Annotated in this window: 17 protein-coding genes; 7 read left to right on the forward strand and 10 right to left on the reverse strand. The window is 70.9% G+C overall.

Features of this window, described 5'->3' with window-relative positions; translation table 11 throughout:
* Positions 1–26: 26 nt before the first annotated feature.
* The gene (locus ACGFYY_RS17545; RefSeq protein WP_030714449.1) at positions 27–437 is read right to left on the reverse strand and encodes a VOC family protein; all 411 of its coding nucleotides are present in this window, start codon (positions 435–437) and stop codon (positions 27–29) included.
* A 363-nt stretch (positions 438–800) separates the two neighbouring features.
* On the opposite strand from ACGFYY_RS17545, the gene ACGFYY_RS17550 reads away from it, so the two are divergent.
* Complete coding sequence (locus ACGFYY_RS17550; protein ID WP_393710283.1) at positions 801–2,651, forward strand: galactose oxidase-like domain-containing protein; 1,851 nt, start codon at positions 801–803, stop codon at positions 2,649–2,651.
* Positions 2,652–2,721: 70 nt separating this feature from the next.
* On the opposite strand, the gene ACGFYY_RS17555 is transcribed toward ACGFYY_RS17550, so the two are convergent.
* The gene (locus tag ACGFYY_RS17555; RefSeq protein ID WP_030009761.1) at positions 2,722–3,192 is read right to left on the reverse strand and encodes a MarR family winged helix-turn-helix transcriptional regulator; all 471 of its coding nucleotides are present in this window, start codon (positions 3,190–3,192) and stop codon (positions 2,722–2,724) included.
* 100 nt (positions 3,193–3,292) lie between these two features.
* Here ACGFYY_RS17555 and ACGFYY_RS17560 point away from each other — a divergent pair, with 100 nt between their 5' ends.
* On the forward strand, positions 3,293–4,135 hold the full coding sequence (locus tag ACGFYY_RS17560) for an NAD(P)H-binding protein (protein WP_393710286.1): 843 nt from the start codon (positions 3,293–3,295) through the stop codon (positions 4,133–4,135).
* A gap of 41 nt (positions 4,136–4,176) precedes the next feature.
* Positions 4,177–4,605 (forward strand): MarR family transcriptional regulator, encoded by a 429-nt coding sequence (locus ACGFYY_RS17565; protein WP_393710288.1) that lies wholly within the window; start codon positions 4,177–4,179, stop codon positions 4,603–4,605.
* Here the strand turns inward: ACGFYY_RS17565 and ACGFYY_RS17570 are convergent.
* Both ACGFYY_RS17570 and ACGFYY_RS17575 read right to left on the reverse strand, forming a co-directional pair.
* Positions 4,568–4,732, reverse strand: a complete 165-nt coding sequence (locus ACGFYY_RS17570) for a hypothetical protein (RefSeq protein ID WP_393710290.1) — start codon at positions 4,730–4,732, stop codon at positions 4,568–4,570. The genes ACGFYY_RS17565 and ACGFYY_RS17570 overlap by 38 nt on opposite strands.
* A complete protein-coding gene (locus tag ACGFYY_RS17575) occupies positions 4,733–5,128 on the reverse strand; it encodes an SHOCT domain-containing protein (protein ID WP_365276293.1) in 396 nt (131 codons plus the stop codon).
* A gap of 111 nt (positions 5,129–5,239) precedes the next feature.
* Between ACGFYY_RS17575 and ACGFYY_RS17580 the strand changes: the two genes are divergently transcribed.
* Positions 5,240–5,782: a potassium channel family protein gene (locus tag ACGFYY_RS17580; protein WP_393710292.1), complete on the forward strand. Its 543-nt coding sequence runs from the start codon at positions 5,240–5,242 to the stop codon at positions 5,780–5,782.
* A 62-nt stretch (positions 5,783–5,844) separates the two neighbouring features.
* Positions 5,845–7,239, forward strand: a complete 1,395-nt coding sequence (locus tag ACGFYY_RS17585) for a chloride channel protein (RefSeq protein ID WP_393710294.1) — start codon at positions 5,845–5,847, stop codon at positions 7,237–7,239.
* Between the two features lie 74 nt (positions 7,240–7,313).
* Here the strand turns inward: ACGFYY_RS17585 and ACGFYY_RS17590 are convergent, their stop codons facing one another.
* The 3 genes from ACGFYY_RS17590 to ACGFYY_RS17600 all read right to left on the reverse strand — a co-directional run bounded on the left by ACGFYY_RS17590 (position 7,314) and on the right by ACGFYY_RS17600 (position 9,518).
* Complete coding sequence (locus ACGFYY_RS17590) at positions 7,314–7,742, reverse strand: hypothetical protein (RefSeq protein WP_365278644.1); 429 nt, start codon at positions 7,740–7,742, stop codon at positions 7,314–7,316.
* 107 nt (positions 7,743–7,849) lie between these two features.
* Positions 7,850–9,220, reverse strand: a complete 1,371-nt coding sequence (locus ACGFYY_RS17595; protein WP_393710296.1) for an FAD-binding oxidoreductase — start codon at positions 9,218–9,220, stop codon at positions 7,850–7,852.
* 52 nt (positions 9,221–9,272) lie between these two features.
* A complete protein-coding gene (locus ACGFYY_RS17600; protein ID WP_365278638.1) occupies positions 9,273–9,518 on the reverse strand; it encodes a hypothetical protein in 246 nt (81 codons plus the stop codon).
* A 225-nt stretch (positions 9,519–9,743) separates the two neighbouring features.
* Here ACGFYY_RS17600 and ACGFYY_RS17605 point away from each other — a divergent pair, with 225 nt between their 5' ends.
* On the forward strand, positions 9,744–10,484 hold the full coding sequence (locus ACGFYY_RS17605; protein WP_393710299.1) for a PP2C family protein-serine/threonine phosphatase: 741 nt from the start codon (positions 9,744–9,746) through the stop codon (positions 10,482–10,484).
* Positions 10,485–10,527: 43 nt separating this feature from the next.
* Here ACGFYY_RS17605 and ACGFYY_RS17610 read toward each other — a convergent pair whose 3' ends face one another.
* The 3 genes from ACGFYY_RS17610 to ACGFYY_RS17620 all read right to left on the reverse strand — a co-directional run bounded on the left by ACGFYY_RS17610 (position 10,528) and on the right by ACGFYY_RS17620 (position 12,023).
* Positions 10,528–10,893: an isomerase gene (locus ACGFYY_RS17610; RefSeq protein WP_365278632.1), complete on the reverse strand. Its 366-nt coding sequence runs from the start codon at positions 10,891–10,893 to the stop codon at positions 10,528–10,530.
* A gap of 114 nt (positions 10,894–11,007) precedes the next feature.
* Complete coding sequence (locus ACGFYY_RS17615) at positions 11,008–11,487, reverse strand: hypothetical protein (RefSeq protein ID WP_393710301.1); 480 nt, start codon at positions 11,485–11,487, stop codon at positions 11,008–11,010.
* Complete coding sequence (locus tag ACGFYY_RS17620; RefSeq protein ID WP_393710303.1) at positions 11,484–12,023, reverse strand: RNA polymerase sigma factor; 540 nt, start codon at positions 12,021–12,023, stop codon at positions 11,484–11,486. The genes ACGFYY_RS17615 and ACGFYY_RS17620 overlap by 4 nt, the downstream gene beginning before the upstream one ends.
* Before the next feature lie 396 nt (positions 12,024–12,419).
* On the opposite strand from ACGFYY_RS17620, the gene ACGFYY_RS17625 reads away from it, so the two are divergent.
* Positions 12,420–12,623 (forward strand): cold-shock protein, encoded by a 204-nt coding sequence (locus ACGFYY_RS17625; protein WP_030011983.1) that lies wholly within the window; start codon positions 12,420–12,422, stop codon positions 12,621–12,623.
* The last annotated feature ends 172 nt before the right edge of the window (positions 12,624–12,795 follow it).

The raw sequence follows: 12,795 nt of genomic DNA on the forward strand, positions 1-12,795 counted from the left end.
CGGACCCCCTTCGTCGACGGAACCGTTCAGCGGAGTTCCTGGATGCGGATCAGGTTGCCCGCAGGGTCGCGGAACGCGCAGTCGCGCACGCCGTACGGCTGCTCGGTCGGCTCCTGGACGACCTCGGCGTCGCCGGCCTGGATCTTCTCGAAGGTGCTGTCGAGGTTCTTGGTGGCGAGGAGGATCCAGCCGTAGGTGCCCTTCGCCATCATCTCGGCGATGGTGCGGCGCTCCGCCTCGGTGACACCGGGGTCGACCGCCGGCGGGGCGAGGAGGATGGACGTGCCGGGCTGGTCGGCGGGGCCGACCGTGATCCAGCGCATCTTGCCCTGGCCCACGTCGCTGCGGACCTCGAAGCCGAGGACGTCGCGGTAGAAGGCCACGGCGGCGTCCGGGTCGGTCTGCGGGAGGGTGCTCATGTGAATGCTGATGTCCATGTCCGTCACCGTAACTGCGCCCGGACCACGGCCGCTTCTCGAATCCTGACCGATCCGGGACCCTGCTCCGGGGCGGTCCCCCGACGGCCTCCGGGGCCTCGGTGACCCGGTTCGTCGGAGGGCCGGTCCGGCGCCGGTGATCACTACGGGTTGCGGCCGGGCGGGGGACCGGGAAGTGGTTCCCGGGCGACCATCGGCGCAGCTCAGGGCGGTGCCGTCACCCGGGCGGCCCGAGGCGCGGGTGATCTTCCCGGTGTGCGGCTCCCGCCGCGTCGGCATAGGTCTGTGCTCGTAGGCGTCGTAGGCGTCCTGTGCCCCCGCACGGACATCTGCCGCGCTCCAGCACCCCTGGTGAGGAGTCACATGTCACGTATCAAGCGCCGGTCCGCACGCCGGTCAGCCGACCGGGCCGCCCGCCGGACCGCCCGCCGGACCGCGATCTCCGTCCTCGCGGCCACCGCCGCCCTCGTCGCCGCCGTGCCGGCGGCGACCGCGCACGACGGTTCGGCCCGCCCCGAGGAAAGAGCGGCCCTCGGCGCCGAACACGCCCAGGAGCATACGAAGGTCCGCGAGCAGCTGCTCAAGCTGGGCGGGTACTCCCAGCTCGCCCGGATCGACAGCCTGAACTCTCTGACCCGGTCCCAGGCGGACGTGAACGCGCGCTTCCACCCCAAGGCGTTCGGGCAGTTCGCCGAGTACTTCCAGTCGCCGGACTTCGCCGCCCACATCGCCATGCTCCCGACCGGCAAGGTGCTGCTCTTCTCCTTCGAGCGCATGGAGACCGACCCGACCGAGGAGCCCGCGCCGACCAACACCCTGGGCAAGGCCAACGCCGGCCGTGCCTTCCTGTGGGACCCTCGCCGCGGCACCGGGGCGGACGCCTTCAAGAAGGTCACCCCGCCCGAACTGGTCGTGCCGGACGGCACGGGCGAGAAGCGCCCGGCGCCCTTCTTCTGCGCCGGACACGCCTTCCTGCCCAACGGCATGGTCGGCGTGTTCGGCGGCAACCTCGGCTACGGCGGCGGCGCCGGTGCCAAGCTGTCGCTGGTCTTCGACCCGTGGACCGAGGGCTGGTCCGTGAACAAGGACATGGAGGTCGGCCGCTGGTACCCCTCCGTGGCCACCGCCCCCGACGGTCGCCTGCTGATCATGTCCGGGCACACCGACCAGGGCTGGGGCACCTCCACCTCGGTCATCGAACGCTTCCCCGCCAAGAGCCACCCCGTCCCCTTCGAGAAGACCGTGATCCCGAGGGACGTCCCGACCGACACCCTGCGGGTGGACGCGCCGTTCGGCGCCGACAGCGACTACCCGCACCTGTTCACCCTGCGCGACGGCAAGGTGTACGGCCTGGGCCGCCACGCCACCCGGCAGTGGGCCTTCGACCCGGTCGCGGAGACCCGTACGGACCTGCCCGCGCGCCCCGACGGCGTCCACCGCGGCTACGGCTCCGCCGTGCCACTGCCCGCGGGGCTGCGCGGCCCCGACTCCGTACTGGTCCTCGGCGGCGACCGGGACGACCCCAACACCTACCGGCTCACGAGCGGCGGCGGCTGGGAGAAGCAGCAGCCCCGAGCCTTCGGCCGGACCCAGGACGACACTCTGCTGCTCCCCGACGCGAGCCTGCTGACCGTCAACGGAGCCCATGGCATCCGGGACTACGGCAACGGCGACTACAACCCCAAGTCCGAGCTGAAGTACCGGCAGATCGAGACCCGCAACGCCCTCGGCGAGTGGAAGCTGGGCCCGGCGCAGCGGCTGCCGCGCGGCTACCACTCCAACGCCGTCGTGCTCCCGGACGGCCGGATCATGGTGACCGGTGACGAGCTGCAGCAGCTCGCCAACGACCCGAAGATCGACGACGACATGAACGGCAGCATCGAGATCTTCGAGCCGGCCTACCTCCACCAGGGCAGTCGCCCGGCCCTCGACCGTGTCCCCGACGGACCGCTGCGGTACGACACGGCCTTCAGCGTGGGAACCTCCACGCCCGACAAGGTCAAGAAGGCCGTCCTGCTGGCCCCGACCACCGCGACGCACTCCCTCAACACCAGCCAGCGCCACGTGGAGCTGAGCATCGTGCGGCGCCAGGGGAACAACCTGCGCCTGCAGGCACCGCCCTCGGCCGACGACGTCCCGCCCGGCTACTACATGCTCTTCCTGCTGGACGAGAACGGGGTGCCGAGCGCGGCCAAGTGGGTCTCCTTCCGCTGACCCGCACCCCACCGCCGCGAGACGCGGAACACCGCAGCCCCGGGCCGTCTGCCCGGGGCTGCGACGGTCGTCAGCGGTGGCGCAGGGCGTTCTGGGCGTCGACGTACTTCAGCATGAGGCGGGCGAAGTCGAGGCGGTCGCGCTCGCTCCAGTCGGCCGTCACGTACTCGAAGGCCGCGCGCTGGTGCCGCCGGAAGCGATCCATCATGTCCCGGCCCTCGGGGCTGAGGTGAAGGATCGTACGGCGGCCGTCCTGCTGGGAGGCGGCGCGGACGAGGTAACCGGCGGAGATGCTGTCGGACACCATGCGGCTGGCCACGGAGGGGTCGACGGCCAGGTATTCGGCCACGGCGCCGACGGTGATCTCGCGGCCGTCGCCCTGTTCGGCCTCCAGGACGATGTTGAGGACCAGGGTGCGGCTGAGGTCCTTCTGGGAGATCGGGTTCTCGACCTCCAGGAGTGAGGAGCGCCGCAGTTTCCCGAACGCCGGACCCACGGCGTCCAGCAGTTCCTCGTCGGTCGCCGGCTCGTGCTTCGTCATGCCCCTCATCGTACATACGTGAGACTCCACAAACATGTGTTGACATGAAAACGTGTGCATGTGAGCATGCATATGTCAGTACGAACGAATGGAGTCTCCCGTGACCACCCTCATCACCGGCGCCCGCGGCAAGGTCGGCCGGGCCGTCGCCGGCCGTCTGCACTCCGCCGGCCTCCCCGTCCGCGCCGCCAGCGCCCGCCCCGGCGAACTCGCCGTCCCCGCCGGGATCGAGACCGCCGAACTCGTCCTCGACCGGCCCGAGACCTTCGCCGCCGCGCTCCGCGGCGTCCGCCAGGTCTTCCTCTATCCCGAGCCCGCCGGTATCCACGACCTGGTCAAGGCCGCCGAGGCGGCCGGGGTCGAGCACGTCGTCCTGCTGTCCTCGTCCTCGGTGCTCGCCCCCGGCGCCGAGAGCGACCCGCTGGCGAGCCACAGCCTGCGGGTCGAGCGCGCCCTCACCGAATCCGACCTGACCTGCACGTTCCTGCGACCCGACGCCTTCGCGAGCAACTCGCTGGGCTGGGCGTGGCCCATCGGCCGGTCGATGCCGGTCCAGCTCGCCTACCCGGACGCGCGGATCGCGCCCATCCACCCCGAGGACATCGCGGACATCGCCGCCCTGGCCCTGACCGGGGACTCCCTCACCGGCCGCTCGATCACCCTGACCGGCTCCGAGTCGCTGTCCTTCCGCGAGCAGCTCGCCGTCCTCGCGCAGACCCTCGGCCGTGAGATCCCGGTCGAGCACATCACGCGGGCCGAGGCGCAGGAGCAGATGGGCCGGCACATGCCCGCCCCGATGGTGACCTCGCTGCTCGACCTGTGGGAGGCCGCCGACCACGGCCCGGCCGCCATCGGCGAGACCACCGAGACCCTGCTCGGCGTACCCGCCCGTACCTACCGACAGTGGGCCCAGGAGAACGCGAGCGCCTTCTCCGGCCGCTGACCCGCGGACCCGCGGACCCACCGACCCCCCAGGAGCAGGACATGAAGCCCATCGGCTATTGGCTCAACCGCACGGACCAGGCCCTCACCGCGTCCATGGACGCCCTGCTGGCCGACTTCGACCTCACCCGACTCGACTGGCAGGTCCTCAATGTGGTCAAGGACGACCCACGGGCCACCGACACCACCGTCCTGACCGCACTGGCCGCGGGCGCCGACGCCGAGGCACTGACCTCGTCCGTCGCGGCGGTGCTCGCCGGCGGCTGGGTGACCCGCCCGCGGCCGGACCACCTCGCCCTGACAGCCACCGGCCGAAGCCGCCTCGCCGAGGCCGCCCTTCGCGTGGAGGCCTTCCGCGAGCTGTCGGCGCGGGGGATCACCCGCGCGGAGTACGTCACCGCCGTCACCGTCCTGGAACGCATGACCCGCAACCTCACCGAGCCGCGAGCGGGGTCCGCTGCTCGGCCGTGACCGGCCGCGGGGGGAGGCCGCGCAGCACGGTGAGGGCGATGAGGAGCACCGCGACACCGATCGTGAACACCGCGGTGCCCGCGAGGAGCATCCGCTTGCGGCCGATCAGGTCGCCGAGGCGCACCACTCAGGCCAGGATCTTGGCCTTGGCCCGGTCGAATTCCTCCTGGGTGATGTCGCCCTTGTCCTTGAGGGCGGCGAGCTTGTGCAGCTCGTCTGCCGAGCCCGCACCGGCCCCGGCTCCGGCCGTCTGCTGCACGTACGAGCGGAAGGCCGCCTGCTGCTCCTCGGCCTGCTTGCGGTCCCGTTCGTGCATGCCGTGACCACGTGCGATCAGGTACACGAAGACGCCGAGGAACGGCAGCACCAGCACGAAGATGATCCAGCCCGTCTTCCCCCAACCTCCGAGGGTGTGGTCACGGAAGACATCCGTGATGACCTTGAAGAGGAGGAAGAACCACATGATCCACAGGAAGAACCACATCATCGTCCAGAAGACGTTGAGCAGCGGGTAATCGTCCATGCTCGACTCCGATCATGCGCCGTCATTCATTCATACAGGCGCCCCCGCCGGTCCGCATGCGCAGGACCGGCTCCGGTCGCGCGACGGCCTCCGGCCCGTTCTCCTGAAGCCATGGAACGCAACGCCGCCGATCAGCGTCGGCTCGTCCTGCTGGGCCACCTCCTGCGCTCGGTGCTCGCGGTCGCCCTGCTCGCGGGGCTCTACTACGTCGTCCCGCTGGAGGGCGGCTTCGGCATCACCACGGTGCTGACGCTCGTACTCGGCCTGGTCTTCTTCGGGTTGCTGACGGCCTGGCAGATCACCGCCATCTCCCACGCGCAGTTTCCCCGGATGCGCGCGCTGGAGGCGCTGGCCACCGGCGTACCGCTGTTCCTGGTGCTGTTCTCCGCGACGTACTACCTGCTCGCCGCGCAGGACCCCGCGTCGTTCTCGGAGCCGTTGACCCGTACGGACGCCCTCTACTTCACGATCACCACGTTCGCCACCGTGGGGTTCGGCGACATCGTCCCCACCACCCAGGGCGGCCGGGTGCTGGTCACCTTCCAGATGGTCGCCGACCTGATCCTCATCGGCGTCATCGCCAAAGCCCTGGTCGGGGCGATCAAAATCGGCATGCACAGGCGCAGTTCACAGACCCCTGGCCTGGACGACTAGGGCCTGAGCGGCGAAGTACGCCCCCGAGGTGGACCATCGAGGAAGCGGAAAGGAAGTGACCCATGCCGCAGTCGCGCCCTCGATCCGAACCGCCCCCCGGCGGAACGCAGCCGCAGGAGGCCGACGTCCTGAGGCAGACCCTCCGCAGCCCCGGATATCTGAAGCTGCTGCTCTTCTGCGCCCTGATCAGCATCCCGGTGTCCCTCGCGTCGTTCTGGTTCCTCGCCCTGCTCCACAACATGGAACGCGCGATGTGGACGGACCTCCCCAAGGCCCTGGGCTGGGACACCCCGCCCTGGTGGTATCCGCTGCCCCTGCTGCTCGTCGCCGGCGTCGTGGTCGGCCTGGTCGTCCCGCACATGCGCGGCAACGGCGGACACCTCCCGGCAGCCGGTCTGCACACCGGCGGGGCCTCGGCCTCCTACCTTCCCGGCGTCATCATCGCGGCGGTGGCGAGCCTGCCGCTCGGCGCGGTACTGGGTCCGGAGGCCCCGCTGATCGCCCTCGGCGGCGGACTCGCCCTGCTCTTCCGCAACCTCGCGCAGGTACCGGTGACCCCGCAGGGCACCGCGCTCGTGGGCGCGGCGGGTGCCGCCGCGGCCATCGCCACGATCTTCGGGAACCCGCTGATCGCCGCGGTGCTGCTGATCGAGGTGGCGGGTGTGGGCGGACCCCAGCTGTTCGCGGTGATGTTGCCGTCCCTGCTGTCGGCCGGGGTCGGGGACCTGGTCTTCACGGGCCTCGGACGCTGGACCGGGCTGAAGATCGGGAGCCTGAAGCTGGAGCTGGGCGTACCCGTGCCCCACCTGGACGTTCCCGACGTGCTCTGGGCGGTGCTCATCGCCGCGGCCCTCGCCGTCGCCCTGCACCCCATCCTGACCGGAGCCCGGCTGATCGCCGCGTACGTGCTCGAGAAGCCCTTCCTGCGGACCGTGCAGTGTGCGCTGGGCACCGCGGCCTGCGCCGGCCTCTACGCGCTCATCACCGGCCTCTCGCCCGCCGACGTCACCGGGTCGGGCCAGGCGATGATCGGCAGACTGGCCGCCGACCCGCACTCCTGGGGCGTGGGTGCGCTGATCGGCGTCCTCGTCTTCAAGGGCGCCGGTTACGCCATCTGCCTCGGCAGCCTGCGCGGCGGTCCCATCTTCCCGGCGCTCTGCCTCGGCGCCGTGGCGGGTGTCCTGCTCGGTCCGCTACCCGGACTCGGCATCGTGCCGGCCATGGGGGCGGGCATGGCCGCGACCGCCGCCAGTGCGCTGCGGCTGCCGGTGAGCAGCGTGGTGATGGTGGTCCTGATGCTCGGTGGCACCGCGATGATCCCGGTCGTCATCATCGCGGCCGTGGTCGCCTTCGTGGTGACCGAGCTGCTGCCCGTGGGACCTCCGATCCCCGAGCTGCCCGCCGTACCCGCGAAGCCCACCGAACCCGCCGCACCGGCCGCGCCTGCCGCGAGCTAGGGGGGTCTTCCAGGCCGTCCACGGAGAAGGACCCCGCCCGGGGAGTCGGGCGGGGTCCTCCGTCTGCCGATCGGTCAGCAGCGCAGGCCGCTGGAGGCGTTCGCGGCGGCCGCGTCCAGGCTCTCGATCTGCGGCTGCAACTGGGTGCGCGCGTCCTTGCCGGTCGTGTCGCCGGGCAGGTCCTGGTAGCTCTTCTTGAGGTTCTCGGCGGCCGACTGGACCGCGGCACGCTCCGCGTCCTTCATCTGCTTCGCGTTCTCCTTGACGTTCTCCCAGTCCTGCTGGACGGCCTCATAGGCGTCCTTGACCTGGTCCTTGGTCGCGTTGGCGGGGTCCAGGGCCTTCAGCTTGGCGTTGTCGGCCTTGAGCGCGTTCAGGTCGGTGCACAGCTCAGCGGCGGCCTTGGTGGCCTCCTCCGCGGGTGAGGAGCTGTCGTCGGAACAGGCGGAGAGACCGAGAATCGCGCCGACGCAGAGCACACCGACCACCGGGAAACGCTTCATGGGAACGGACCTTCCTCAATCTGACAAACCGGCTGTACGGGACCTTCCGGTACACCCGCTCAAAATATGCAGATAAGGGAACAGTCCGCATCCGCACCGCTACGGGATCAGGGCCGGATGTTCTGGTTCAGGTGGAACAGGTTCTCCGGGTCGTAGGCGCGCTTGACCGCGACCAGCCGGTCGTAGTTGCCCTTGTAGTTGCTCCGGATCCGGTCCTGGTCGTCATCGGCCATGAAGTTGATGTAGCCGCCCTCCTCGGAGTGCGCGGCGGTCGCGTCGTAGTAGTCGCGTACCCAGGCCGTGGCGGTCTCGTTGTCGGCGGGGTCGGGCCACATCCCGGCGATCACCGTGGCGAACGACGCGTCCCGGTAGGCGAAGGCCGTCGCGTCCGGTGCGACGCGGTGGCAGGCGCCGTTGATCGGGTAGATGTGGACCGTCGAGTTCACGGCGGGCAGGCCCGGCGCGTGCCGCAGGTGCGCGTCGATCACGTCGTCGGTCAGCTCGGTGACGAAATTGGCTTTCCAGTAGTGCTGGAGGCCGGGCGGCACGAGTGCGTCGAAGGCGCTGTTGAGCGCCGGGTACGGCATCGGGCCCACGTGCTCGGCGACCACCGGCGCGATGTCGTGGAAGGCCTGGAGGGCGCGCTCCCCCTCGTCGAGCGGCCCGCTCCAGCACGCCACGATCAGCGCGAAGGTGTCACCGTGCCGGTCCGCCGGGATGAACGGGAGCGGCGGGGCTATCTGGAAGGCCGGGAACCCGCCGAGTTCCTCCGGAGCGTCGGCGATGAGGTCCGCGAAGGAGCGCAGCACGGTCGGCGCGTCCGCCAGCTCGAAGAGCATCGGTCCGCCGTAGATGTCCTTGACGGGACTCAGCCGGAACTCGAACGAGGTCACCGCGCCGAAGTTGCCACCGCCGCCGCGCAGCGCCCAGAAGAGGTCGGCGTTCTCCTCCTCGCTCGCCACGACGAGTCGGCCGTCCGCGGTCACCACATCGGCCGAGATCAGGTTGTCGCAGCTCAGGCCCAGCCCGCGGGCCAGGTAGCCGATGCCACCGCCGAGGGTGAGACCGCCGACGCCCGTGGTGGAGATGATCCCGCCGGTCGCGGCCAGCCCGAAGGCGTACGTGGCGGCGTTGAAGTCGCCCCAGGTCGCCCCGCCCTCCGCGCGCGCCGTGCGCGCCGCGGCGTCGACGCGGACCCCGCGCATCCCGGACAGGTCGGCCACCACTCCGCCGTCGCAGGTACCGAAGCCGGGCACGCTGTGCCCGCCGCCCCGCACCGCCAGGTCGAGCCCGTTCTCGCGGGCGAAGTCGACCGCGGCCATGACGTCCCCCGCGTTGGCGCAGTGCACGACGGCCGCCGGCCTCCGGTCGATCATGGCGTTGTGGACCTTGCGCGCCTCGTCGTAGGACTCGTCGTCCGGGGTGGCGACCGCGCCGCGTACGCGTTCTCGCAACTGGTCGATCGAGAGCTTGCCCATGGCCATCGCTCCTCGTACATCACGTCGTTCCACGCTGCGTGGCCGCGTCGTGCTACGGCTGCAGGTGACTGAAGCCCACCTCGAAGCGTTCGACGGAGACGATCCGCTGGCCCTCCCGCCGCGCCGTCCGCTCACGGATCCGGGCGGCCTCTTCCTCGCTGTCCAGCATCGTCCGTTCGTCGTCCCACAAGGTCAGCGTTTTGGCCACGCCCGTGGCCCGGTCGACGAGGTAGTAGACCCCCCGGAATCCGGGAACGTCCTGGACCTGCCTGACGATCGCCTCGGAATTCGCGCTCACGTCTCCCTCCGCCGGGACCGGTGATCCCTGGTAGGTGCTCAGCCTCGCGAACATCTGCGGCAGTCCTTCCTCGCAGGGCCACCGGTCGGGGAACAGGCGGCTCCACGACCAGGGTGCTCCGGCGCGCCGGAGCCCGCATGCCGGAGCGGCGCGACAATGGTGAGGACGGACGCGTGCCGTTGCGCTGCCGTCGCCCCAGCCGTTGCCGAGAGGCGGGACGTCGAGGTGCCGTACATAGCTGTGACCGCCCTGAGTCATGTCGGGCTGGTGCGAGAGCACAACGAGGACAGCCTGGTCATCGGACCGTGGACCCTGTGCGGGACCGTGACCCAGAATCCGCAGACCCTGGTCTTCCCCTTCGGCCGACCGCTCGTCGTCGCCGTCGCCGACGGACTCGGTGGTCAGCCGGCCGGCGAGGTCGCGAGCGAGCTCGTGGTGCGCCAGCTCTCCTCGCTCGGGCCCACGCTGGACGGCCCGGAAGCCGTCGGTGACGCGCTGAGCCTGTGCAATCGCGCCGTGTACTCGGCGACCGAGGGGCGGCCGGAGCTGGCCACCATGGGGACGACGGTCGCGGGCGCCCTCGTCCTCGCGGACTCGCTGCTGATGTTCAACGTCGGCGACAGCAAGGTGTTCCACGCGACACAGGACGGGCTCCGCCAGGTCAGCGTGGACGACAGCCCGCCGCCGCTCCCCGGGCACCGCACCACCTCGGCGGTCACCCAGGTCCTCGGCGGCACCCGCGGGTACAACGAGATCACCCCCCACATCGAGGCCTTCCCGGTGTCCGAGGGGGACCGCTACCTCGTGTGCAGCGACGGGCTCACCGACCCGGTGCCGAACGAGGAGATCGAGGGGCTGCTGCGGGTGCACGACGACGGCCGGGCCGCGTTCGAGCTGTGGCGGGCCGCCATCGACGCCGGCGGCCCCGACAACATCACGCTCGCCCTGCTCCGCATCGGCGCATGAGAGGTCTCCCGGCGCGTCAGGGCCGTCAGGGCTGTCAGGGCCTTCAGGGCGTCGTCATGCTCTTGGTGTAGGCCGCGCCCAGGTCCCGTACGTCCACCGAGGCGTGCACCTCCAGGCCGGTGGCCTTGGCCGTGTGGCGCTCCACCAGCTCCAGTACCGCACGGGTCAGGCGCGACTTGGTCTGCTCCGTGCGCCCGTGGGCGATGGCCAGCTCGACGTGGAGGACCACCGCCCGGGCGTCGGTGCCCTCCCCGACGACGGACTCCTCCAACCGGTGGAAGCGCGTCTTGCAGTTGCCGATCGCGGTGTCGAGGATCTCGACCTCCAGCGCGTGCAGTTCGAGCGCGAACGCCCGCCGGTCGAAGGCACCGGTCAGCGAATCCGAGTAGTCGACGACTGCGTGGGGCACGGGGCCACTCCCTGCTCTACGGATTCGGGGCGACGGGCCCCGGTGCCGCGCCGGTCGGCGGGTACCCGAGCGACGGTAACCGAGCCCGCCCCGCCAGGAGCGCTGTCCCGGCCCTCACCCTCCGGGCTCCGCCAACCGGGCGGTGAGCCGCCCCAGCGCCCTGGCGGCCGGCGGCGCCATCAGCGGGCGCAGCAGCGGATCGGCCGCGCGGATGCCCGGCAGACGCAAACCGCCGAAGAAGGCGAGCCGGGTGCCGTCCCGCTCCGCCACGGCCGCCATGCCGCCGATCAGGAACCGGCTCTGCATCAGGCACCAGCCCGGCCGCAGCACGATGTCGAAGCGCGCCCGCATGCCCAGCGGGCTTCGGGCCCTGGCTTCCAGGCGCTCCCCGGCGGCGGACGTGACGGTGAAGGAGCGGATATCGCCGATCATGAGGGGCATCTGGTGCTCCAGGTCGGAGACGAGCCCCCAGACCCGCTCGAAGGGGGCGTCGACCAGGCGCTCCGCGAAGCCGGTGCCGGGGGTGCCGCGGGCGATCACCCGCAGCCTGCGTACGGCGTCGAGTTCGGCGACGACCGGCCAGGAGTCGTTCAACGTTCCCACGCCTTCCGGAAGTTGCGGCGGGCCCGGAAGAGCCGGGTCCGCACGGTGGGTTCGGGCACGCCCAGGAGGGCGCTGACGGCGTGCTCGTCCAGCCCTTCGAGGTCGCGCAGGACCAGGACGGCGCGGTGGGCCGGGGAGAGCCGCTCCAGTACGTCGCGCACATCGGCGGCGAGCTGCGGATCGTCGCGTGCGGGCACGTCGTCGAGCGGGTCCGGTACGGACCGGGCCGCCGCGCGGGCGATCCGTACGGCCTCCCGTACGGCGATGACCCGCGCCCAGCCGAACAGGGCGGCCGGTTCACGGAGTCGACCGATGTTCCGGAAGATCACGATCAGCGCCTCCTGGGTGGCGTCCGGACCGTCCTGCAGCGCGATCGGGCCGCACAGCCGCCCGACGTACGGGGTCAGCAGGTCCAACATCTCCTGGACGGCCAGGCCGTCGCCGCCCTGGGCCGCCCGGACGAGCGGGGCCAGGTCGGCCCGCCCCGCCGTCCCCGCGACGCCGTCCGCGCCCGTCGTCGTGCTCATCGGGCCTCCTCCTTCTCGACGGGCTCTCAGGAAGAAGGAGGGCGCGGACCGCCCGAACATTCCCGTGACCTGCGCCACACCCGGGCGCCGAACCTGCCACGCAAAACATTCCGCCGTTCATATGATTTTCTGCTTCGAATTTCTGCCACCCGGGCGCGAAACCAAAAGCGGGGCACGCCGAAATTTCCCGGGCCGCCGACATCTGCTGTGCTACCGTGACGTTCGTTGCAGTTGTGGTTCCCAAAAACTTACAAGTGCTCTCACCGGATTTTCGGTGGGCGCACTTTTCATTTCCGGTACATGCAGTGAATCTACTCGTTCCGGTCGGGGCAATCATCACGGCGACACCGGTCCCGCACAGTGCGGATCCGGGCACTGCCCCAAAGGAGAATTCATATGGCATCTGGCACCGTGAAGTGGTTCAACGCGGAAAAGGGCTTCGGCTTCATCGAGCAGGAGGGTGGCGGCGCCGACGTCTTCGCCCACTACTCGAACATCGCCTCTTCCGGCTTCCGTGAGCTTCAGGAAGGCCAGAAGGTCACCTTCGACGTCACGCAGGGCCAGAAGGGCCCGCAGGCCGAGAACATCGTTCCCGCCTGACCTCTGACGCCCGAGGTACACGCCGACGCCCGCGTCGGCGCGCAGACGCGGGCGGGGGCCCCCCCCCGGGGGGGGGGGCGCCGCCCGGCGGGGGGGCGGCCCCCCCCCCCACACGCCCCACCCCGCACGCCCCCCCGCCGGGGGGCCCCCCTGTGGAGGGTGGCGGGCCCAG

It is taken from the genome of Streptomyces sp. NPDC048331 (genome assembly GCF_043201215.1).
Lineage (GTDB): Bacteria > Actinomycetota > Actinomycetes > Streptomycetales > Streptomycetaceae > Streptomyces.

What these genes read in the sequence shown, in the direction of transcription:
- ACGFYY_RS17545 (WP_030714449.1), bottom strand. Translation starts at nt 437, where the DNA reads ATGGACATCAGCATTCACATGAGCACCCTCCCGCAGACCGACCCGGAC.
- ACGFYY_RS17550 (WP_393710283.1), top strand. Translation starts at nt 801, where the DNA reads ATGTCACGTATCAAGCGCCGGTCCGCACGCCGGTCAGCCGACCGGGCC.
- ACGFYY_RS17555 (WP_030009761.1), bottom strand. Translation starts at nt 3,192, where the DNA reads ATGACGAAGCACGAGCCGGCGACCGACGAGGAACTGCTGGACGCCGTG.
- ACGFYY_RS17565 (WP_393710288.1), top strand. Translation starts at nt 4,177, where the DNA reads ATGAAGCCCATCGGCTATTGGCTCAACCGCACGGACCAGGCCCTCACC.
- ACGFYY_RS17575 (WP_365276293.1), bottom strand. Translation starts at nt 5,128, where the DNA reads ATGGACGATTACCCGCTGCTCAACGTCTTCTGGACGATGATGTGGTTC.
- ACGFYY_RS17580 (WP_393710292.1), top strand. Translation starts at nt 5,240, where the DNA reads ATGGAACGCAACGCCGCCGATCAGCGTCGGCTCGTCCTGCTGGGCCAC.
- ACGFYY_RS17585 (WP_393710294.1), top strand. Translation starts at nt 5,845, where the DNA reads ATGCCGCAGTCGCGCCCTCGATCCGAACCGCCCCCCGGCGGAACGCAG.
- ACGFYY_RS17590 (WP_365278644.1), bottom strand. Translation starts at nt 7,742, where the DNA reads ATGAAGCGTTTCCCGGTGGTCGGTGTGCTCTGCGTCGGCGCGATTCTC.
- ACGFYY_RS17595 (WP_393710296.1), bottom strand. Translation starts at nt 9,220, where the DNA reads ATGGGCAAGCTCTCGATCGACCAGTTGCGAGAACGCGTACGCGGCGCG.
- ACGFYY_RS17620 (WP_393710303.1), bottom strand. Translation starts at nt 12,023, where the DNA reads ATGAGCACGACGACGGGCGCGGACGGCGTCGCGGGGACGGCGGGGCGG.
- ACGFYY_RS17625 (WP_030011983.1), top strand. Translation starts at nt 12,420, where the DNA reads ATGGCATCTGGCACCGTGAAGTGGTTCAACGCGGAAAAGGGCTTCGGC.